Genomic DNA, 21110 nt, shown 5'->3' with positions numbered 1-21110 from the left:
CGGAACGCCCGGCTCCCCCAAGGACTCCCGAGGACCACATGTCTGCCGCGCAGTGCCCCGCCGTCTCCGTGATCATGCCGGTGCTCAACGAGGAACGCCATCTCAGGGACGCGGTCCGGCACATCCTGGAGCAGGAGTACGCCGGTGAGACGGAGGTGGTGATCGCCCTCGGCCCGTCCACCGACCGCACCGACGAGATAGCCGCTGAGCTGGTACGGGAGGACTCCAGGGTGCACACCGTCGCCAACCCGACGGGCCGCACCCCGGCCGCGCTGAACGCCGCGATCAAGGCATCGCACCACCCGATCGTGGTACGGGTCGACGGCCACGGCATGCTCTCCCCCGACTACATCGCGACCGCCGTCCGGCTGCTGGAGGAGACCGGCGCGCAGAACGTGGGCGGCATCATGCACGCCGAGGGCGAGAACGCCTGGGAGGACGCCGTCGCCGCCGCGATGACGTCGAAGATCGGCGTCGGCAACGCGGCGTTCCACACCGGTGGACAGGCGGGCCCGGCCGAGACGGTGTATCTGGGGGTCTTCCGCCGCGAGGCGCTGGAGCGGGCCGAGGGCTACAACGTCGAGTTCATCCGCGCCCAGGACTGGGAGCTGAACTTCCGCATCCGCGAGGCGGGCGGCCTGGTCTGGTTCTCACCGGAGCTGAAGGTGCGCTACCGCCCGCGCCCCAGCGTCCGCGCGCTCGCCAAGCAGTACAAGGACTACGGACGCTGGCGCCACGTCGTGGCCCGCTACCACGCCGGCTCGATCAACCTGCGCTACCTGGCCCCGCCGGCCGCCGTCTGCGCCATCGCGGCCGGACTCGTCGTCGGCGCGGCCGTCACCCCGTGGGCCTTCGTCGTGCCGGCCGGCTATCTGGCGGCGATCGTCGCCGGTTCACTGCCGGCGGGCAAGGGCCTGTCGCCGAAGGCACGGGCGTGGATCCCGGTGGCGCTGGCCACCATGCACATGTCGTGGGGGTACGGCTTCCTGACCAGCCCCCGCTCACTGGCGAGGAAGGTCATCGCCGGCCGCCGGCCGGCCGTGCGGGAGCGGACGGCCTGACCGCCGTACCCGCGGAGGGGAGGGGCCGGCCGCCACGGCGACCGGCCCCTCCCCTCCGGCGTCTCACCAGGTGAAGCCGGGGTTGACGTCCATGCACGCCTCCTCGTCGGCGCCGTTCAGGGCACCCGCCGACTCCGGCGTCTTCTCCTCCTCGCCCGCCTTGGCGGGATAGGCCCCGTCCTCGCGCCAGTCGGCGCCGACGGCCAGGACGATGCCCGAGACGTCGGTCGACTTCTTCACCTGCGACACGGGGATCCCCAGGGCCTTGGCGACCGCCTGGGCGTCGCCCTCCAGGTCCGCGCTGGGATAGAGCAGGCCGGTCCGGGCGGCCGGTGCGACGTTCTGGGAGTCGACCGACGCCCTGGCGAAGCCCGCGTCCGTCAGCAGGTCCTTGACCGTGCCCGCCCGGCCCCGCGCCGGGCCGAGCGCGTCGGTGCCGGTCGCGTTGCGCACGCTGACCGCGATCTCCCCCACGGGCGCCGCCGCGTCCTTGGGGACCGGCGTCTTGCGCTTGGACGCCTTGCCGTCCAGCGGGATGTCCTCGCGGACCATCCGGAACAGCTGCTCGGCCTCACCGGGCTTGGGGAACACCCGCCCGCTGAGACCGCCCGTGCCGTAGACGTTCGGCATCGTCGTCATGGTCATGCGGTCGGTCGGGGCCTTCTTGAGCTCCTCCGCCAGGTCGTACAGCTTCTTGACCGTCCCGAGGCCCTTGTCGACGGTGAGCGCGTTGGTGGCCGCCTCCGCGAGGTCCATCAGCTTTCCGGGGTCGGTGAGCTTGGTGCCCTTGCGCAGCTCACGCACCATCGAGTTGAGGTACTGGTGCTGGGCCTTGGCCCGGCCCAGGTCCGTGTTGTCCTCGAAGCCGTACCGGGTGCGCAGCCACTGCAAGGCCTGCTTGCCCTTGACGGACGTGGTGCCCTTTTCGAGCTTCAGCCCGGAGCCCTTGCCGTCGCTGGTGTGCGAGTAGATGTTGGCGTTGACGCAGACCGGGACGCCGCCGACGGCGTCGGCCATGGAGACCACACCCGCGAAGTCGATCATCATGAAGTGGTCGATGGTGATGCCGGTCAGTTCGTACCAGGCGGCCACCGTGCAGCCCGGTCCGCCGCGCCCCAGGCTCTCGTTGGTCTGGACGGGCCCGCTGCTGGCCGGGTAGACGGTCCCGGTCTTGGGGTCGGTGCACTTCGGCATCGTCAGCATGGTGTCGCGCGGCATGCTCACGACCGAGATGTTGCTGCGGTCGGCGGAGAGGTGGAGGAGCATCTGCACGTCCGCGAGCGGAGGGGCCCCGAAGGTCTCCTTGGCACCGCCGAGCTTCTGGTTCTCCTTGGAGTCCCGGGCGTCGGAGCCGATGATCAGGATGTTCAGCGGGGTCTGCCCGGCGGCGTTGGCCTTGTGGTCGGCCATCTGCTTGTCGCCGAGCGTCAGGTCCTCTTTCTTGATGTTGCCGTTGAGGTGCCTGTAGTAGAGGTAACCGGCGCCGCCGGTGCCGAGTATCAGCAGGGCGGTCACGGAGGCTATCCAGCGCAGGACGTGCCGCTTGCCCCCTCTGGAGGCCCGCCGGGTACGGCGGTTCGGCCCACCCTGGCGATGCCCGCCCTCCGGCGGGGCGGGACCCCGCTCACGCCGGTCGTGTCCCCGCGTCGCGGACCCGTCGCCCCGCGGGCCGTGGCCGACCTGCGGACCCGTCTCGTCCCGGCGGCTGTGCCGGACACGAGGCCGTGCCCCCTCCCCGCGCGTACTGCTCCGTCCCACCAGACCCCCTGCTGTTCAGACTTTCGCTGGAGCGCGGCGACCGGTGGTCACTTCGCGCATTCCGCCTTGTCGGCGCTGGCCTTCTGGATGTCCTCGGGTGCCTTCACCGGACCGGTGACGGGCACCCCCGCGCCCTTGAAGTCGGCTCCCAGGGTCAGCACCATCGCCTGAAGGCCCTCGGCGTCGGTGGTGCCCTGCTTCAGCGCGGTGGCGGGCAGGCCCATCATGTCCGCCAGCGCGCGGGCCTGGTCCGCCTGGTTCGGCGCGTACGCCAGTGTCGTCTTCGCGGTCTTCTCGGGGGCGTTGGCCTTGTTGGCGGACTTGAGTACGCCCTCGTCGTTCTGCAGCCAGGTGACCGTCGCCTGGGCCGCGCCGGCCGTGTCGCCGCCGTTGAAGACGTCCACCCGTACGTCGGCGGGGTCGGCCCGGTCGCCCTTGAGCAGGGCCTCCTGCTTGCTCTTGGCCTTCTTCTCCTGCGCCTTCACCTCGGTCAGGGAGGTGTCGGAGCGCATCGTGGCGAAGAGCTGCTCGGCCTTGGTCGGGTGCTCGACCACGGTGACGGGCGTCGGCTCGGCCGGGTTGTCGATCACCGGCATGGTCACGAAGGTGATGTTCTTCGTGTCGATCTTGCCGAGTTCCTGGGCGAGCGAGGTCAGCTTCTTGATCGACCCGATGCCGGAGTCGACGGTGAGCGCCTTGGTCGCGGCGTCCGCGAGGCCGAAGAGCTTGGACGGGTTGGTCAGGGTGTCGTCCGACTTCATCTGCCGGATCATCGAGCCGATGAACTGCTGCTGGATCTTGATCCGGTCGAGGTCGCTCTGGTTGCCGAAGCTGTGCCGGGTGCGGACGAACGCGAGCGCGTCCTCGCCCTCGATGGTGGACTCGCCGGCCGGCAGGTCCAGATGCGAGTCACGGTCCTTGACGGCCTTGTCCAGGCAGACCTTGACACCGCCGACGGCCGTGGAGAGCGTCTTGACGGCGTTGAAGTCGACCATCATGAAGTGGTCGACGGACAGGCCGGTGATCTCCTTGACCGTTCGCATCGTGCAGCCCGGGTCCCGGCCCTCCTGACCGAGGCTCACGTTGAACCGCACGTTCTGGGTGCCGGGTACGACCTTCTCCGAGCCGTCCGGCTGCTTGGTGGTGCAGTCCGGGATGTCCGTGATCAGGTCCCGGGGGATGCTCATCGCCGTGGCGTTGGTCCGGTCCTCGGAGACGTGGAAGAGGATGTTCGTGTCGGCGTGGCCGGGGCTGTCCTTGTCGCCGTAGCCCTCGTTGCCGGCGCCGGTGCGCTTGTCCGTACCGATGATCAGGATGTTGAGCGGGCCGTCCGAGGCGACGTTCTTGCTGCCCGCGTCACCGACGTCGATGGTGGAGAGGTTGCCGTTGAACTTCTGGTAGAGCGCGTACGCCCCCGCCGACCCGGCGACGACCACGAAGGCCATCACCCCGCCGGTCCACAGCAGGACCTTCTTCCGCCGCGACTTCGCGGGCCTGCGCTTGCGGCGTCCGGCCGACGGCGGCTCGGGCGGGGCGTTACGCGCCGAGCGGCGGCTGCGCTGGGCGGGGACTTCCGGGGCGCCGGTCCTGGATTCACCCTTGCCACGGGCGGGGGAATCGGGACGGTCCGGCGCGAGGGAATCACCGGACGACTCTCTTCCGGAGTGGTTCAGTCGCAATTCGTAATCGCCGGTCTGCGGGTTGAGCACCCACTGGTCGGCAGGATCTATTTCGTCCGCCTGCCCACGGCTATGCGCATCCACGGTTGCCTGAATCCTCCGTCGGTGCCACGCGAGGCGCCTCCCCCTGAAGGGCGCTCGGTCTTTCGCTCCGGCTGTGCGTGGCAAGGTCGCCGTAAGCACCGGATCGCGTCACACTATCCGGCCCATTCGGGCAGAGGCGACGCGCGTGAGATATTCCACGCCCTTTACATTCGGGCATTTCGCCTATTCCACTCGGTTTGTCGTCCACGGTTTGGCAATTGCTTTACGTGCCGCAGGGATCGTCGGCCGCACTCGATCCCGAATAGGTCGGCGCCGGGGTCGGGCTCACGCCCGTATCGCCTGGCTTGCCGTCCGGGGATTCACCGGGAGAGCTGTGAACTTCCTGTGAATCGTCGCCGTTGTTCTCGTCGCCGTTGATCTGGTCGGCCGGCAGCACGGTGACGAGTTCGTCCTTGCGCAGCTTTTCGAACAGTTGATCGGCATCCGGCTGGACGAGTTCGTCGCGGTTCGCGTCCGCGTGGTAGGCCTGACGGGGCACGGTCAGGAACTGGACCTGGTCGGTGGGGACGTTCCGCATCCCGCGTACCAGGTCGTACAGGTCCTTCAGCGAGTCCAGTCCGGCGTCCGTGGTCAGCGACTTGGTCGCCGCGTCCAGCACCGGGTACAGCCGGGTCGGGTTCAGCAGGACCCCGTTGCTCTGCATCTTGTTGACGAGGGCACCCAGGAACTTCTGCTGGCGGTCCATGCGTTCGGTGTCGCTGCCGTTGCCGATCGACTTGCGGGCCCGTACGTATCCGAGGGCCTGCTCACCGTCGAGCTTCTGGCGGCCCGCGGGCAGCGTGAGGTGGGCGTCCTTGTCGTCGACCGGTTCCTTGAGGCAGACCTCGACGCCGTCCACGGCGTCCACCATGTCCTTGAAGCCGTTGAAGTCGATCACCATGTGGTGGTCGATCCGCACCCCGGTCATCTTCTCGACGGTGCGGATCGTGCAGGCGGTCCCGCCCGTCTCGAACGCCGAGTTGAACTGGGCGAACCGCTCCCCGGTCGAGGTGCCGTCGCCCTTGTGGCAGCTGGGGATCCGCGCCATGAGGTCACGCGGCAGCGAGACCGCCGTCGCGCTCTTACGGTCGGCCGCGAGGTGCAGCAGGATCGTGGTGTCCGAGCGCTGGCTGCCGCCGTCGTCACGGCCGTACTTCCGGTTCTCGCCGGACCGGCTGTCGGAGCCGATGAGCAGGATGTTCTGCGCGTCGCCCTGGGCGACCGGCGTGGGCCGTTCCTTCTCGTACGCCTTCAGCTCGGCGGCGGCGCTCGTGTCGGTGGTGATGTTGCCGTCGAGCTTCCGGTACACCCACCAGCCGGCCCCGGCGGCGACGAGGACGACGAACGAGGCACCGAGGGCGGCCCAGCGCAGCCAGCGGCGCTTGTCGGGGGAGCCCTCGGGGCGGGCGCCCCAGCTCCCGAAACGACCGCGGGCCGCGTCGGCGTCCGGGTCCGCGTCGGATCCCGAGTCCGGGGCGGCGTCGGATCTCGCACCCGCGTCGGCGTCGCCGCTCGGATCCTTGCCGTCGCTGCTGTTGCCGGTGCTGTCGTCGGTGCCAGGGGTGTCGGCCTCGGCCTCGGCGCCCGTCCCGCCGTTCCCGCCGTCCGTCCCGCCGTCAGGGCCGGGGGCCTGCGTGGAGCCCGGCTCGTCCCGCGTACCGCCGTCCCGCCCCGAGGGCGCGTCCCGTCCGAGGGCCGCGGGGTCGTCCTGCGATCCGTTCCTTGGCCCGTCCCCGGCCGGGTCCTCCGGGCGGTCCGGATCGGCCGGGGGGCCGGCGCTGTCGCTCACGTATGCGTCCATCCTTCACGTTCGGCGGCGCGATGGGCCGCCGGTCGCAGGAGTAGACGGCTGAACCTCACGCTTGGTTGTGTCTCAGGGGCCGAGTGGTCTGTACCGCCCGATCATGTACCGCCGCCGGTGCCCAGTCCCGGGGGCTCGGCCCGTCCAGGGCCGGACGGGTGGCCCTCGGGCGGCTTGTCATACCGCCGTACCGGTGACCCGCTCGCTCTCGATCCGGCTGGCCAGGGCGTTCTCGTCCAGCCGGTCCAGGTGACGGCAGAGCACCACGGACGCGCCGGCGGCCAGCGGGGCGAGGAGCCCGGCGGACAGCCCCTCCCAGGTGTCGTACGTACGCCCCGTCAGGAGCCGGGAGCCGGGCACGAGTCCGAGCTCCGCCGCGTCCTCGCGGGCCCGCGCGACCACCTGGGCGGCCGTCCGGCCGACGCCGCCCACGGTCAGCGCCGGGGCGTCCGGGTCCACCGGCGCGTACGGGGCGAACCGGTCGCCCTGGCCCGGCACCTCCACCGCGTAGTCCGCGAAGCCCTCCGGCGGCTGGGGGAAGCGGCCACCGAGCGGGCGCAGGGCCAGCGCGACCCGCTCACCACGGCAGGCACGGGCCCGCTCCAGGGTGTCCGGCCCGCTGACCACCAGGTCGGCCGAGGCGGGGTCGCCCTGTACGTCGGCGACGACGCCGACCGAGGAGCAGGCGAGCAGCCAGACCGCGGACTGCCAGTGGGCCGGGAGCAGCAGAGCCAGCCGGTCGCCCGGCTCCGCGGCCAGGTCGCCCTGGAGCAGATTGGCGGTCTTGGCCACCCAATTGGCGAAGGTGGCCACCGACAGTTCGACGCGTTCTCCGGTTGCGTCGTCGTAGAAAGTGACGAGAGGACGGGCCGGGTCCGCGGCGAGCGCGGATCGCAGCAGGTCGGCGGGGGTACGGTCACTGGCGTTCATCCGCGCAAGGGTACGCGGCGGGCGAGGGCGGCCGGGGGCCGCGCCGGGGGCCGTCCACCGGTCGGCAGACGGGCCGTCAGGTCAGGCCCTCCGCCCTCCAGTCGCAGGAGATGCCGGTATCTGCCAAGGATTTCCTGTATGCGTGCACTTCTCGTGACATCCCTCGGCGTCACCTGCGCGGCGGCACTCACCCTGCCGCTCGCCGTGTCCGGTTCCGCCACCTCCGTCCCCGACCCGGCCCCCGCTCCCGCACCGGCCCCCGCCGCGGCGGCGGCCCAGGCCCCCGCCGCCGAACCGCGGGGGTCGACCCAGTCCCTGCCCCTGCGGCCGCTCACCGACGCGGCGCCCCGGACCTCCGCAGAACCCACCGCCCCCCGGTCCGCGCACGCGTCCTCCGCCACCGCGCGAGGACTGGCTCCCCGCGACGCGCACCGGTTCTCGCTCGTCGGTGTGGTGTGGGACGACGTGGACACCGAGCTCCACGGCACCGTCCAGGTCCGCACCCGCGCGACCGCCACCGGCCGGTGGTCCGGCTGGCAGGACCTGGAGACGCACAACGCCGACCACGCCGCCGACGCGGGCAGCGCCGAGCGCGGGTCGGGCACGGTGCACGGCTCCACCGCCCCTCTCTGGGTGGGTGATTCGGACGGCATCGATGTCCGCGTACGGTCCGAGGACACCGCCTCGCGCGACGGAGCCGACGCCGTCCCGCTCCCCGAGGGGCTGCGGGTGGAGCTCGTCGATCCGGGCGACGGCCCGGACCGGCCCGGCGGCGGCACGTCCGTCACGGGCGCCTCCGCCACCGTCACCCCCGTGTCCTCGTCCCCGAAGCCCGGCACCCTCCCGGAGACCGCCGGCTCCCCGACCGGCGCGGCGGTCGGCACGGCGGAGGCGGAGAGTTCCGCGGTCAACGCCGGCCTCGCCCCGCCCGGCGCCACCGAGATCCCCGCGCTGGACAAGGCGGAGCCGGAGGGCCAGGCCGGCGCCGCGTCGTACGTCGGTCCGCGTCCGGGCATCGTCACCCGCAAGGGGTGGGGCGCGGACGAGAGCCTGCGCGAGCGGACGTTCGCGTACACCTCGACGGTGAAGGCGGCGTTCGTCCACCACAGCGCCACCGGCAACAACTACACCTGCGCCGAGGCCCCGTCGGTCCTGCGGAGCATCTACCGCTACCACGTCAAGAGCAGCGGGTGGCGCGACTTCGGCTACAACTTCGCGATCGACAAGTGCGGGAACATCTACGAGGGCCGTGCGGGAGGCGTGACCAAGGCCGTCCTCGGCGCCCACACCCTCGGCTTCAACACCAACACCATGGGCATCGTCGTTCTCGGCACGTTCACCTCGACGAACCCGCCCACCGCCGCGGTGAACGCGATCTCCAAGCTCACCGCCTGGAAGCTCGGCCTCTTCGGCCGCAACCCCAAGGGGAAGGTGACCCTCGTCTCGGGCGGCAGCGGCAAGTACGCGAAGGGAACCAGCGTCAAACTGAACGTCATCGCCGGCCACCGCGACGGTTTCGCAACCGAATGCCCTGGAATCCGTCTCTACAACAAGCTCGGCACGGTCCGCACCACCGCGGCCGCTCTGCAGGGCCGCTGACCGGGAGGGCTTCGAACGGTCTGCATACACTGGCCAGCCGATACGAGGCCCGGCCCCAGCAGGAAGCAGAGACGGTGCTGTGACAGAGGCAAGAGAAGCGATCCTCCTGGTCGGGGGCAAGGGCACCCGGCTGCGTCCGCTCACGGTGCACACCCCGAAGCCGATGGTTCCGGCGGCGGGCGTCCCGTTCCTCACGCACCAACTGGCGCGTGCGCGGGCCGCCGGGGTGGAGCACATCGTGCTCGCGACGTCCTATCTGGCGGAGGTGTTCGAACCGTACTTCGGTGACGGTTCGTCGCTCGGTCTCTCCCTCGAATACGTCACCGAGCGCGAACCGCTCGGCACCGGCGGGGCGATCCGCAACGTGGCGTCGCGACTGACCTCGGGTCCGGACGAACCCGTCCTCGTCTTCAACGGGGACATCCTCACCGGTCTCGACATCCGGGCCCTGGTCGCGTCGCACGCCACGTCGGGCGCGGACGTCTCGCTGCACCTCACCCGGGTCGAGGACCCGCGCGCCTTCGGTCTCGTGCCGACCGACCCCACGGGCAGGGTGACGGCCTTCCTGGAGAAGCCGCAGACACCCCAGGAGATCGTCACCGACCAGATCAACGCGGGGGCGTACATCTTCCGCCGGTCGGTCATCGACACCATCCCGGCCGGCCGGCCGGTCTCCGTGGAGCGCGAGACGTTCCCCGGGCTCCTCGCCGCCGGCGCCCACCTCCAGGGCATGGTGGACTCCACCTACTGGCTGGACCTGGGCACCCCGCAGGCGTTCGTGCGCGGATCGGCCGACCTGGTCCTGGGCCGCGCCCCGTCCCCGGCGGTTCCCGGGCGCTGCGGCGACCGGCTGGTGCTGCCCTCGGCGACCGTGGCGGCCGACGCCAAGCTCACCGGCGGCACGGTCGTCGGCGAGCGGGCGCTGATCGGGGAGGGCGCCCGGATCACGGGCTCCACCGTGCTCCAGGACGCGGTCGTCGAACCGGGCGCCGTGATCACCGACTCGCTGATCGGGGCCGGGGCGAGGATCGGCGGCCGTACGGTCCTCGCGGGTGCCGTCATCGGTGACGGTGCCCAGGTCGGCGCCGACAACGAACTGCGCGACGGCATCCGTGTCTGGTGCGGGGCCGTCCTGCCGGACGGCTCGGTGCGCTTCTCGTCCGACCAGTAGGCGGGGGCGGGCCGGGGCGGCGTACCGGGGGGTTGAGGGGCCGGCTCGGCAGGGCGGTCCGGGGGCCGGTCCGCGCGGGCCGTACCCTCGAAAGGCACCCCGACGACCGAGGACCCTCACCCGTGGCAGGACGCTTCGCACCCCGCACCACCGCCGTGCCCCGGCAGCGCCCCGCCGCCCCGGACACGTCCGCCGCGCTGACCCGGCTCTGGACGCCGCCGGGCCCCCTCGACCTGCGCCTGGTCCTCGGCCCCCTGCGGCGCGGCCCGGCGGACCCCGCGTACCGGGCGCTGCCCGACGGCACGTTCTGGCGGGCCACCCGCACCCCGGCCGGCCCCGGCACCCTGCGGATCTCGGCGGCTCCGGGCGGCCGGATCGCGGCGGCGGCCTGGGGGCCGGGCGCGCGGTGGATGCTGGACCGGCTGCCCGCCCTGCTGGGCGCCGACGACGACCCTGACGCCTTCCGCCCCCGCCACCGCCTTCTCGCCACGACCCGCCACCTGCGGCCGGGGCTGCGTCTGCTGCGTACCGGGCTGGTCATGGAGTCCCTGATCCCGTCGATCCTGGAGCAGAAGGTCACCACGGACGAGGCCTACCGCGCCTGGCGGCTGCTGCTCCGTACCTACGGCACACCGGCGCCGGGCCCCGTGGAACCGCTGTTCGGCCGCTACGGGCTCCACGTCATGCCGGACGCGCGGACCTGGTCGCTGATCCCGTCCTGGGAATGGCACCGGGCGGGCGTGGACGCGAAGCGCTCGGCCACGATCCTGCGCGCGGTGCGGGTGGCCCGGCGCATGGAGGAGGCCGCCGCGATGGAACTGCCCGAGGCGATGGCCCGGCTCCAGGTGATTCCGGGCATCGGCCCGTGGACCGCGGCGGAGACCCTCCAGCGTTCGAACGGGGCGGCGGACGCGGTCACCGTCGGGGACCTGCATCTGCCCGGCATCGTCGGCCACGCGCTGGCGGGCAACCGGAACGCCGACGACGAGGAGATGCTGGAGCTGCTGGCCCCCTACGCGGGGCAGCGCCACCGGGCGACCCGCCTGATCATGCTCTCGGGTCACACCCCGCCGCGCCGGGCCCCGCGCTTCAGCCCGCGCGACATCGCCTCGCTGTGACGGCGGCGCGCTCCGGCCACCCTGTCCCCGTGTCCTTCCGGGGGGCCCGTCACCGTACGGTGAGGTACGCCTCCGGGTCCCGCGCCGCGCGCTCCCGGGGTTCCCCGGCCGCGTGGCCCACGGCCACCGCGCCCAGCGGGTCCCAGTCGTCCGGCAGGTCCAGCACCTCGCGCACCACGTCCCGGCAGAACATCGTCGAGGACACCCACGCCGATCCCAGCCGCTCACCCGCGAGCGCCACCAGGAAGTTCTGCACCCCGGCGCCGGCCGCCACCACGAACATCTCGCGTTCGGCCGTGTCCCGGCGCTCGTCGCCGTAGGAGTGGGAGCCGTCCGCCACCAGGCAGGGCACGGCGAGATAGGGGGCATTGCGCAGGACGTCGCCGCGCCGCACCCGCCTGGCGATCGATTCCTCGTCGCGGCCGTCGCGGCGCAGGTCCGCGATCCACGCGTCGCGCATGGCGTCCAGCAGCCGGGTGCGGGACTCCGCGGACTCCAGCAGGACGAAGCGCCACGGTGTGGTGTGGTGCGGGGCCGGTGCCGTCACGGCCGCCGCGACCGCCCGCCGTACGGCACCGGGGTCCACCGGTTCGGCGGTGAACTCCCGCACCGTGCGCCGCAGGTTCAGCGCCTCCCGTACGGCCTCGGAGGTGCCCAGCCGGAACATGTCGTCCGCCGCGACCCGCACCATGGCCCGCGCCCCGCCCGCCGCCTCGGTCTCCCCGGCGGGGGCCACCACATGGGCGAGCCCCCGGACCACGGCGACGGGCAGACCGGAGGCCTTGCCCTTGACCAGGTCACCGGCCGAGGCCAGCTCGTCGGCCGTGGCGACCACGGTGGCGCCGAGCGGATTGCCGTAACCGTCCGTGCCGCCGCGCAGGTCGTCCAGGACCCGGACCCCCGCGGCGCCGATCGCGACGTCGGTCAGTCCGTTGCGCCAGGGCCGCCCGAAGGTGTCCGTGACGAGGACGCCGACCTCCACCCCGAGCGCGTCCCGCAGTCCGTCGCGGATCGCCAGGGCCGAGGCGTCCGGGTCCTCGGGCAGCAGCAGCACCGTGCCCGCCGGGGTGTTCGAGGCGTCCACACCGGCGGCGGCCATGACGAGTCCCTGGCGGTTCTCCACGATCCGCAGCGTCCCGCGCCGGGCCACCACCCGGACGGTCTCGGCGTCGATCGCCGCCTCCCGGTCGGTGGCCTCGACGATCCGGCCCTCCGCCTTGGAGACGATCTTCGAGGTGACGAGCAGGACGTCACCGTCCACGAGCCCGGGTCCGGTGGCCGCGATCAGCTTCGCCAGGTTGTCCCCGGCCCGTACCTCGGGGATACCGGGCAGGGCCCAGACCCGGTAGGCGGGGGTCCCGGTGGTCTCCGCCCCGCTCATGCCCGTACCTCCTCGGCCAGGGTGAGCGCCTGACGGGCCATCTCGGCGGTGGCGTCCACGTCCGTCATCATGAGCGGCACCGCGCGGCAGCGGATGCCGGCGGCCTCCACCTCGTCCACGGACCCGGCGTCCACGGTGTCCACCAGCCAGCCGTCGAGCAGCCCCGAACCGTAGTGGCGGGCGACCGCCGAGGCCGTCGACTCGACGCCCACCGCGGCCAGCACCTTGTCGGCCATGCCGCGCACCGGGGCGTCCCCGACGATGGGGGAGAGGCCGACGACCGGCACCCCGGCCTCGGCGATCGCCTCCCGGATGCCGGGGACCGCGAGGATGGTGCCCACCGAGACGACCGGGTTGGACGGGGGGAAGACGATGACGTCGGCCTCGGCGATGGCCTCCAGCACGCCCGGCGCGGGCTTGGCCTGCTCGGCGCCGACCGGCACGATCGCCTGGGCGGGGACGGAGGCCCGCAGCCTCACCCAGTACTCCTGGAAGTGCACGGCCTTGCTCTCGCCGTCGGCCTCGACCGCCACATGCGTCTCGACGCGGTCGTCGGACATCGGGATCAGCCGGACGCCGGGCTTCCAGCGGGCGCAGAGCGCTTCGGTGACGGCGCTCAGCGGGTAGCCCGCGGCGAGCATCTGGGTCCGGACGATGTGGGTCGCGAAGTCCCGGTCGCCGAGGCCGAACCAGTCCGGGCCGACCCCGTAGGCGGCGAGCTCCTCCTTGACGTGGAAGCTCTCGTCCGTACGCCCCCAGCCCTGCTCCTCGTTGATGCCACCGCCGAGGGTGTACATCACGGTGTCCAGGTCGGGGCAGACCTTCAGCCCGAACAGATGGATGTCGTCACCGGTGTTGCCGATCACCGTGATGTCCGCGTCCGGGGAGGCCTGCTTGAGGCCACGCAGGAAACGAGCACCACCGATACCGCCGGCCAGAACCACAATGCGCATACAGACAGTCTGTCAGGCGGAGCCTGATCTTTTGTGGGGTGGTGGTGGGCGGCGGGTGGGGCTGTCGGGCGAAGCCTGATGATTTGTGGGGTGGCCGTCAGGTGGTGGCCGGGGTGCGGGTCGTGGGGGAGCACCGGGGGGTGTGCATCGGCATGTCGGTGAGGCCCGGGTGGTAGAGGTGCAGGCTGACCGCGCCGTCGAGGGAGTCGTTGACGACCTCGTGGACGTATCCGGGGGCGAAGACGCGCTGGGCGCCCGCGCCCAGGGTGCGTGTCCCGCGTCCGGTGTGCTCCGTCAACTCGCCTTCCAGGACGGTGAGGACGCCGGACGACGGGCCGTGGTCGTGGCGCCCGCTGCCCTGGCCGGGTGCCCAGCTGAGCAGCCAGATCTCGTAGCCGGGCCGGGTCGTCCCGTCCCGGCCGGGGCCGGTGGCCGGGGGGACGGCGCGGAGCCGGTGGTACCAGCGGGTGGTGGTGTCGTACCGGACGAGGGGGGCCCAGAGGGCGCGGTCGGCCGCGACCGCGCGGGCCAGTCCGGCGAACTCGGCCACGGTGGAGGGGTGCGGGTCGGCGGGCCGCAGGAGGTGCTGGACCTCCAGGATGTCGCCGGCGATCGAGAGGTCGCTGTCGCTGTTCATGGGTGCGGTGGTTCCTCGGCAGGGGGATACACGTGCGGGGCGCGTCGCGGGGAGCCGGACTGCGACGGAGCAGGCGGGAAGAGACGCGGAGAGGACGAGCGGAGGCGCGGGGGCGCCGGGTCAGAGCCGGAGCGCGGGGGGCTTCAACAGCTGTGACAGCTGGAACAGCAACAGCGGGCCTGGACAGCCGTACGGAACCCACGGGTGTGGGCCGGGTACGTCGCTGCGGTCGCTGGCATGCGGTCAAGGAGACCGGCTCGGTCTGTCCCCTGTCAACTCAATGCCCGATTTGGCGGCAATGTTTCACCCCAAGCGGTTGCTGTGCCGAGGGGGAGGTTTGGGTGGCGGTCGCAGGGGCAAGGTGGCGCATCAACCGTGCCGGTGGAGACGACTGACGGGCCGTGACCTGGCTGTGATCTTGGTCGCCTCGGTGATCGAATCGAAACATCGGGGCGGCCCCGTTCGTCTCACCCGGTGAGAAGTGCCGAGCGGTAGAGGCGCTGGCATATGTCAGGTTTTTGGTGATTTGAACACTTTCTGTATACGTTTGGTTCCGCAGAGTGAATACAGAGGCCAATAGCAGATCTTCGCTTGACTGGCCCAGAGCTACACACCTGTAATTTCACTCGTGTTGTTCGGTCGCGTCGATAACGGCCGCATCACGGGACGCAAGAGACAGACGAGGGGCGCACATGACCGAGCTGTTCCAGCAACTGCTGGTCGAGGACGCGGACGAGGAACTCGGCTGGCAGGAGCGCGCACTGTGCGCCCAGACCGACCCAGAGTCCTTCTTCCCCGAGAAGGGCGGGTCCACCCGCGAGGCCAAGAAGGTCTGTCTCGCCTGCGAGGTCCGCTCCGAGTGCCTTGAGTACGCCCTCGCCAACGACGAGCGCTTCGGCATCTGGGGCGGCCTCTCGGAGCGCGAGCGGCGACGCCTGAAGAAGGCCGCCATCTGAAGACCGGCGCACCCGGACGCGCACGGCCGCCCGTCGGCCCGCCGTCCGGACTCCGCGCACGGGCCCGGAGCCCGGCCCGACGCCGCGTCGGGCCGCGTCGGCCCGCGGTCGGTCAACACGCTCGGCGCGGGGCGGACATCCCTAAGGGCTGTCCCGTCATCCCTGGCGGGCGCACGACGACAGCTACGGCACCTCGCCGCGTTGTCGGGACGCCCGAATACATCCAGTATGCGGACGTCCCTCCGCCTTGCGATGTACCGCATCTGACGCCGTGCGCTGATCCACCAGGGATTACGGGACAGCCCTTACCGTTAGTGTGGGGCCCCGTCCGAGACGCGCCAACGCCCCGCCAGGGCGCGCGTGTACACCGAGCAGCCCCCGGGGGGACACCCCTCCGGATCCGGCCGGAGGGCCCGTACCTCGATGTCCGTGCACAGCAGCCATTCGGCGGAGCCGAACGCGGCCGCCGCCCCAGAATTCCCCCGGCACGTCGTCACCGCCGTGCTCGTCTCCCATGACGGCGCACGCTGGCTGCCCGACGTCCTCGCGGGACTGCTCGGGCAGGAGCGCCCCGTCCAGAACGCCGTCGCCGCGGACACCGGAAGCGCCGACGACTCGGCCCGCCTGGTCACCGAGGCGCTGGGCGACGAGCGGGTGCTGCACCTGGCCCGCCGTACGAACTTCGGCACCGCCGTCGACGAGGCGGCCCGCACGGCCGGCGTCCTGACCCCCGACGAACTGCCGTACCTCAAGCGCCCCAGCGGATGGGATCCGGTCACCCGCGCCTGGCGCGACGACGCCTACGACCTTCCCGAACTCCCCCACGGCGAACCCGTCCAGTGGCTCTGGCTGCTGCACGACGACAGCGCGCCCGCGCCGGACGCGCTCGCCGGACTGCTGCGCGTCGTGGACAACGACCCGCACGCCGTGATCGTCGGACCCAAGCTGCGCGGCTGGTACGACCGCAAGCAACTGCTCGAAGCGGGCGTCTCCATCGCGAACAGCGGACGCCGCTGGACCGGGCTCGACCGGCGTGAACAGGACCAGGGCCAGCACGACCAGGTCCGTACCGTGCTGTCCGTCTCCTCCGCCGGCATGCTGATCCGCCGGGACGTCTGGGAGGAGCTCGGCGGCTTCGACCGGCGCCTCCCGCTCATGCGCGACGACGTGGACCTCTGCTGGCGTGCCCACATGGCCGGCCACCGGGTGCTGGTGGCCCCCGACGCCGTCCTGCGGCACGCCGAGGCCTCGGCCAGGGAACGCCGTCCCATCGACTGCGCCGGACGCTCCGTCGCCAGCCCGCACCGCGTCGACAAGGCGGGCGCGGTCTACACGATGCTCGTCAACGCCCGCGGCAAGCAGCTCCCCTGGGCGATGCTCCGGCTCGTCCTCGGCACCCTGCTGCGCACCCTGGCCTACCTCGTCGGCAAGGCACCCGGCCAGGCGCTCGACGAGGTGGCCGGACTCTTCGGCACCCTGCTGCGGCCGGGGCGGATCCTCGCCGGGCGCCGGGCCCGCGGCAAGGGCGTCGTGGACGCCGCCGATCTGCGGTCGCTCTTCCCGCCGGCCGGCGCCACCGTCCGCGCGACCGTCGAGCAGTTCGCCGGGAACTTCGGCAACCGCACCGACTCCGACGCGGCCGGCGGCTCACGCCACGGTGCCGTGGAGTCCGGGCCCGGCGGTGACGACGCGGACTTCCTGGAGATCGACCAGTTCGCGCGGCTCAAGCGGATCGGACGCAAGCCCGGTCCGGTGCTCTTCGCCCTCCTGCTCCTCGTCTCCCTGGTCGCCTGCCGCGGCCTGCTCGGCGGCGGCTCCCTCGCGGGCGGCGCCCTGCTGCCCGCGCCCGAGGACGTCTCCGGCCTCTGGGGACGGTACGCGGACGGCTGGCACCCGATCGGTACCGGCGGCACCCAGACCGCGCCGCCGTACCTCGGGATGCTCGCCGCCCTGTCGGCCCTGTTCTTCGGCTCCACCGGCTTCGCGCTGACGCTGCTGCTCGTCTGCTCCGTCCCGCTCGCCGGGCTCACCGCCTACTTCGTCTCCCGGCCGCTGCTCGAATCCCGGCTGCTGCGGGCCTGGGCGAGCGTCGCGTACGCCTTCCTGCCCGCCGCGACCGGGGCACTGGCCACCGGCCGCCTGGGCACGGCACTGCTGGCCGTCCTGCTGCCGCTGATGGCCCGCGCGGGCGTCTCGGCGTACGGGCTGCGCGGAGACGGCACCGTACGCGGCAGCTGGCGCGCCACCTGGGCGTACACCCTGCTGCTCACCGTCACGATGGCGTTCACCCCCGTCGTGTGGCCGCTGGCCGTGGTCCTCGGCATCGCGGTGCTGGCGCTGCGCCGACGCGACCTGATGGCGTACGGGCTGCGCGTCCTGGCCGCGGTGGGCACGCCGCTGCTGGCCCTCGCGCCGTGGTCGCTGTCGCTGCTGACCAGCCCGTCCGGCTTCCTCAAGGAGGCCGGCCTCGACCTGGGCGCCGGCTCCGCCTCCGCCCTCGACCTGCTCGGCATCAGCCCCGGCGGGCCCAAGGCCGCGGGCGGCGTCCTGCTGCTCGGCGTCGTGCTGGCGGCGCTGGCCGCGCTGCTGCGCGGGGAGCGGCAGTTCGCGATCCGTACCGCCTGGGCCGTCGCGCTCGTGGGCCTGGCCTTCGCCGGGTTCACCAACGGTTCCGCCTGGGCGGGCCCCGCCACCCTCGTCTACGGCAGCGCGCTGATCGCCGCCGCCCTGCTCGGCGCCGACGGCGCACGGGTCCGGGTCGCGGCGCTCAGCTTCGGCTGGCGTCAGCCGGTCGCCGCGCTGATCGCCCTGGCCGCCGGGCTGGCACCCGTCGTGGCGGCGGCCGGCTGGATGATCGGGGGAGCGGCCGGACCGCTGGAACGCCGCGACCCGGTGCAGGTGCCCGCGTTCGTCGCGGAGGAGAGCGGCACCCGGGACCAGCCGCGCACCCTGGTGCTCGGCGGTTCCTCCCCGGCCGACGTCTCGTACAGCCTGGTCCGCGGCTCCGGTGTCCGCCTCGGCGACGCCGAACTCACCGCGGCGGGCGACGGCAACCCGCAGCTCGACAAGGTCGTCGCCAACCTGGTGGCCGGCTCCGGCGCCGACCAGGGCAGCCAGCTGCGCGGCTTCGCGATCCGCTACGTCCTCGTCCGGGACGGCGCGCCCCGCCAGATGAGCCGCGTGCTGGACGCCACCCCGGGCCTGAGCCGCCGCAGCCAGCTGGACGGCAGCGCCCTGTGGGCCGTCACCCGGCAGGTCTCCCGTGTGATGGTCGTCCCCGACGGTGAGGGCGACGAGAGCACCGAGCACGTGCCGGTCGGCTCCGGCCCCGTCGAGGCGCACACCGACCTCCCGGACGGCGACGCCGGACGGGTGCTGCGGATCGCCGACACGGCGGACCCGGGCTGGACGGCCACGCTGGACGGCCGGGCGCTGACCCCGAAGACCCTGGACGGCTGGGCGCAGGGCTTCGAACTGCCCGCGAAGGGCGGCAGGCTCGACCTGACGTACGACGCGCCGTTCACGCACACCGTGTGGGTCTGGGCGCAGGTCGCGCTGGGTGTGGTCTTGGTGGTAATGGCCCTGCCGGGCCGGCGCAAGGAGATCGACGACGACCTGCCCGAGGAGGTCGAGACCGTTCCGGCCGAGCCGGTCGAAGGGGAGGGACGCCGGGCCCGCAGGCTGCGCGCGGCCCAGGCGGAGGCGGCGGCCACGGGCGAGGCCGGGCAGGACGCCCCGGAGGCCTTCGAGCCGTACGCCGAGGACGGCGGCCCGGCCCAGGACGGCGCGGCGGCCCCCGGGGGCTCCCCGGACGCCGCCGAGCCGGCGGGGTACCCGGGCTACCCGGACGCCGCCGAGCCGGTGGGACATCCGGACGGCGCCGAGGCAGCGGGGTACCCGGGCTACATCCCGGCCCAGCAGGACACCGGCGCGTACGCCCACCTCCAGGGCGAGCCCCATGTCCAGGACGGCCAGGAGGAGACCGGCGGGTACGCGGCCGTGCCGCAGCAGCAGGGCTACGGGGAGTGGGAGGCCCAGCAGCAGTACCAGGGCGCCGACTACGGCCCGTACCCGCAGGGGCAGGACGCGGGCCAGTACTACCAGCCCGATCCGTACCAGCAGCCCGATCCGTACCAGCAGCAGGACGTGCACCCGCAGCAGGACGCGTACGACCCGTACGGATACGCCCAGCAGCAGCCCTACGGAACGGGGACGGGCGAGGCCGCCCCGTACGGCGGGCACGACGGGCACGAAGAGAACGCTGCTCCGGGCCAGGCCCCGTGGCAGACCGGCAACGCATCGCGAGGCGAGTCCGAGTGAAGTCCACCCCTCTGTCCCTGATCGCGGGCACCGTCGCCCTCGCCGCCGTCACCGGCTTCGCCGCGCTCACCGCGCCCGGCGAGGTGGGAGCCCCGGAGGCGACGGCGGCGGCCAGGCTCCCCGTCGAGCGCACCAGCCTGCTCTGCCCCTCGCCCGGCGGGGTCGAGCTGGCGGAGACGACGTACACCTCCCTCACCCCGGCCGGAGAGGGCGGCGGCGAGGCGGGGACCGCCGAACTGAAGCCCGCCGCCCCCGTGACGGACGACGACACGAAGGACGACGACAAGAAGGGCGACAAGGACGGCAAGGACGGCAAGGACGACAAGGCGGACGCGAAGAAGGAGAAGCCGGTCGTCACGCTCAAGGAGGCCGGGAAGCCGGTCACCGCCGAGACCTCCGACGAGGACGCCCCCGCGCTGATCGGCACCGCCACCGGCCGGCTGGCCCCCGGCTGGGCCGCCCAGCAGACCACCGTGAGCCCCGCGGGCAGCGCCCGGGGCCTGCTCGGCCTCAGCTGCGGCGCGCCGGACACCGACTTCTGGTTCCCCGGCGCGAGCACGGCCAAGACCCGGCAGGACTACATCCACCTCACCAACCCGGACGACTCCGCCCTCGTCGCTGACATCGAGCTGTACGGCCCGGAGGGCCCCCTCGCGTCCGACATCGGCGACGGCGTCACCGTCCCGGGCCGGTCCAGTGTCCCGCTGCTGCTCTCCACGCTGACCACCGACGCCGTCGAGGACGTGACCGTTCACGTCACCACGCGGGGCGGCCGGATCGGCGCAGCGATCAAGGTGGCCGAGGACGAGGCGGGCACGGACTGGCTGGCGGCCTCCACCGACCCCTCGGGGTCCCTGGTCCTGCCCGGCATCCCGGCCGATGCCACCTCCGTGCATCTGGTGGCCTTCGCGCCGGGGGAGGACGACGCCGACGTGAAGGTGCAACTCCTGGGGAAGAACGCGCCGTTCTCACCGGCCGGCAACGACACCCTGCACATCAAGTCGCAGATGACCGCGAGCGTCGACCTCAAGGACGTCACCGGCGGCGAGCCCGGATCGGTCCGGCTCACCCCGGTGGGCAGCGGGGCGACCCCGATCGTCGCGGCGCTGCGGGTGGCGCGCGGCAGCGGGGACAAGCAGGAGATCGCGTACATCCCGGCGACGGAGCCGGTCGGCGGCCGGGCGACCGTGGCCGACAACCGGGCGAAGGGCTCGGTGCTGTCCCTGACCGCTCCGGCCGCCGACGCCAAGGTCAAGGTGACCACGTCCGCCGGGAGCGAGGGCGGCGAACAGACCGTCAAGACCTACACGGTCAAGGCGGGGACGACACTGGAGGTCACCCCGGAGGTGCCGTCCGGGCTCAAGGGCGCGTACGCGCTGACGGTGGAGACGGAGTCCGGCGGCCCGGTCCACGCGGCCCGCACGCTCACGGTCACCGAGGGCGGCATCAAGATGTTCACCGTCCAGACGCTTCCGGACGACGGGGGCACGGTGGACGTCCCCAGGGTGACCCAGGACCTGTCGGTCCTGGAGGACTGAGCCGCCCGCCCTCCCGGCGGACCCGGGGACGGGGCGCCGTGTGTGCTCCGTCCCGGCTGCCGGGTGCGGCGGCTCTCCGGGCTCGGCGGTGCCCGGCCCGTTCGCCGGTGCGCCGCCGGGCCGC

General features: G+C 72.8%; 14 protein-coding genes. 7 read left to right on the top strand and 7 right to left on the bottom strand.

Annotated features, from left to right (window positions below; all coding sequences use genetic code 11):
- Nucleotides 1-38 precede the first annotated feature (38 nt).
- A complete protein-coding gene (locus B9S64_RS12350) occupies nucleotides 39-1061 on the top strand; it encodes a glycosyltransferase family 2 protein (protein ID WP_103493518.1) in 1023 nt (340 codons plus the stop codon).
- A gap of 63 nt (nucleotides 1062-1124) precedes the next feature.
- Here the strand turns inward: B9S64_RS12350 and B9S64_RS12345 are convergent, their stop codons facing one another.
- The 4 genes from B9S64_RS12345 to B9S64_RS12330 all read right to left on the bottom strand — a co-directional run bounded on the left by B9S64_RS12345 (nucleotide 1125) and on the right by B9S64_RS12330 (nucleotide 7313).
- On the bottom strand, nucleotides 1125-2819 hold the full coding sequence (locus B9S64_RS12345) for an LCP family protein (protein WP_103493519.1): 1695 nt from the start codon (nucleotides 2817-2819) through the stop codon (nucleotides 1125-1127).
- A gap of 47 nt (nucleotides 2820-2866) precedes the next feature.
- Nucleotides 2867-4582, bottom strand: coding sequence for an LCP family protein (locus B9S64_RS12340; protein WP_103493520.1), 1716 nt, complete (start codon nucleotides 4580-4582; stop codon nucleotides 2867-2869).
- 223 nt (nucleotides 4583-4805) lie between these two features.
- On the bottom strand, nucleotides 4806-6383 hold the full coding sequence (locus tag B9S64_RS12335; RefSeq protein ID WP_103493521.1) for an LCP family protein: 1578 nt from the start codon (nucleotides 6381-6383) through the stop codon (nucleotides 4806-4808).
- A 177-nt stretch (nucleotides 6384-6560) separates the two neighbouring features.
- Nucleotides 6561-7313, bottom strand: coding sequence for a TIGR03089 family protein (locus tag B9S64_RS12330; RefSeq protein ID WP_103493522.1), 753 nt, complete (start codon nucleotides 7311-7313; stop codon nucleotides 6561-6563).
- Between the two features lie 138 nt (nucleotides 7314-7451).
- Between B9S64_RS12330 and B9S64_RS12325 the strand changes: the two genes are divergently transcribed.
- The 3 genes from B9S64_RS12325 (at nucleotide 7452) to B9S64_RS12315 (ending at nucleotide 11201) form a co-directional block, all read left to right on the top strand.
- A complete protein-coding gene (locus tag B9S64_RS12325) occupies nucleotides 7452-8912 on the top strand; it encodes an N-acetylmuramoyl-L-alanine amidase (RefSeq protein ID WP_103493523.1) in 1461 nt (486 codons plus the stop codon).
- Between the two features lie 79 nt (nucleotides 8913-8991).
- Nucleotides 8992-10083, top strand: coding sequence for a sugar phosphate nucleotidyltransferase (locus B9S64_RS12320; protein WP_103493524.1), 1092 nt, complete (start codon nucleotides 8992-8994; stop codon nucleotides 10081-10083).
- A gap of 122 nt (nucleotides 10084-10205) precedes the next feature.
- Nucleotides 10206-11201, top strand: coding sequence for a DNA-3-methyladenine glycosylase (locus B9S64_RS12315; RefSeq protein ID WP_109492043.1), 996 nt, complete (start codon nucleotides 10206-10208; stop codon nucleotides 11199-11201).
- A gap of 49 nt (nucleotides 11202-11250) precedes the next feature.
- Here the strand turns inward: B9S64_RS12315 and B9S64_RS12310 are convergent, their stop codons facing one another.
- From B9S64_RS12310 to B9S64_RS12300, 3 genes are all read right to left on the bottom strand, one after another.
- Complete coding sequence (locus tag B9S64_RS12310) at nucleotides 11251-12582, bottom strand: coenzyme F420-0:L-glutamate ligase (protein ID WP_103493199.1); 1332 nt, start codon at nucleotides 12580-12582, stop codon at nucleotides 11251-11253.
- On the bottom strand, nucleotides 12579-13535 hold the full coding sequence (cofD, locus tag B9S64_RS12305; protein WP_103493198.1) for a 2-phospho-L-lactate transferase: 957 nt from the start codon (nucleotides 13533-13535) through the stop codon (nucleotides 12579-12581). Before cofD ends, B9S64_RS12310 begins: the two co-directional genes overlap by 4 nt.
- 97 nt (nucleotides 13536-13632) lie before the next feature.
- Nucleotides 13633-14172, bottom strand: a complete 540-nt coding sequence (locus B9S64_RS12300) for a cysteine dioxygenase family protein (protein WP_103493197.1) — start codon at nucleotides 14170-14172, stop codon at nucleotides 13633-13635.
- A gap of 692 nt (nucleotides 14173-14864) precedes the next feature.
- On the opposite strand from B9S64_RS12300, the gene B9S64_RS12290 reads away from it, so the two are divergent.
- From B9S64_RS12290 to B9S64_RS12280, 3 genes are all read left to right on the top strand, one after another.
- Complete coding sequence (locus B9S64_RS12290; RefSeq protein ID WP_014046372.1) at nucleotides 14865-15128, top strand: WhiB family transcriptional regulator; 264 nt, start codon at nucleotides 14865-14867, stop codon at nucleotides 15126-15128.
- 423 nt (nucleotides 15129-15551) lie between these two features.
- On the top strand, nucleotides 15552-19448 hold the full coding sequence (locus B9S64_RS12285) for a glycosyltransferase (protein ID WP_103493196.1): 3897 nt from the start codon (nucleotides 15552-15554) through the stop codon (nucleotides 19446-19448).
- On the top strand, nucleotides 19445-20986 hold the full coding sequence (locus B9S64_RS12280; protein WP_103493195.1) for a DUF5719 family protein: 1542 nt from the start codon (nucleotides 19445-19447) through the stop codon (nucleotides 20984-20986). Before B9S64_RS12285 ends, B9S64_RS12280 begins: the two co-directional genes overlap by 4 nt.
- Nucleotides 20987-21110 lie beyond the last annotated feature (124 nt).

Source organism: Streptomyces sp. SM18, from assembly GCF_002910775.2.
GTDB classification, from domain to species: domain Bacteria; phylum Actinomycetota; class Actinomycetes; order Streptomycetales; family Streptomycetaceae; genus Streptomyces; species Streptomyces halstedii.
Note: the sequence above shows the minus strand (reverse complement) of the source record. Positions and strands in the feature narration are given on the sequence as shown.

What these genes read in the sequence shown, in the direction of transcription:
- B9S64_RS12350 (WP_103493518.1), top strand. Translation starts at nt 39, where the DNA reads ATGTCTGCCGCGCAGTGCCCCGCCGTCTCCGTGATCATGCCGGTGCTC.
- B9S64_RS12285 (WP_103493196.1), top strand. Translation starts at nt 15,552, where the DNA reads ATGTCCGTGCACAGCAGCCATTCGGCGGAGCCGAACGCGGCCGCCGCC.
- B9S64_RS12335 (WP_103493521.1), bottom strand. Translation starts at nt 6,383, where the DNA reads ATGGACGCATACGTGAGCGACAGCGCCGGCCCCCCGGCCGATCCGGAC.
- B9S64_RS12310 (WP_103493199.1), bottom strand. Translation starts at nt 12,582, where the DNA reads ATGAGCGGGGCGGAGACCACCGGGACCCCCGCCTACCGGGTCTGGGCC.
- B9S64_RS12330 (WP_103493522.1), bottom strand. Translation starts at nt 7,313, where the DNA reads ATGAACGCCAGTGACCGTACCCCCGCCGACCTGCTGCGATCCGCGCTC.
- cofD (WP_103493198.1), bottom strand. Translation starts at nt 13,535, where the DNA reads ATGCGCATTGTGGTTCTGGCCGGCGGTATCGGTGGTGCTCGTTTCCTG.
- B9S64_RS12300 (WP_103493197.1), bottom strand. Translation starts at nt 14,172, where the DNA reads ATGAACAGCGACAGCGACCTCTCGATCGCCGGCGACATCCTGGAGGTC.
- B9S64_RS12290 (WP_014046372.1), top strand. Translation starts at nt 14,865, where the DNA reads ATGACCGAGCTGTTCCAGCAACTGCTGGTCGAGGACGCGGACGAGGAA.
- B9S64_RS12325 (WP_103493523.1), top strand. Translation starts at nt 7,452, where the DNA reads ATGCGTGCACTTCTCGTGACATCCCTCGGCGTCACCTGCGCGGCGGCA.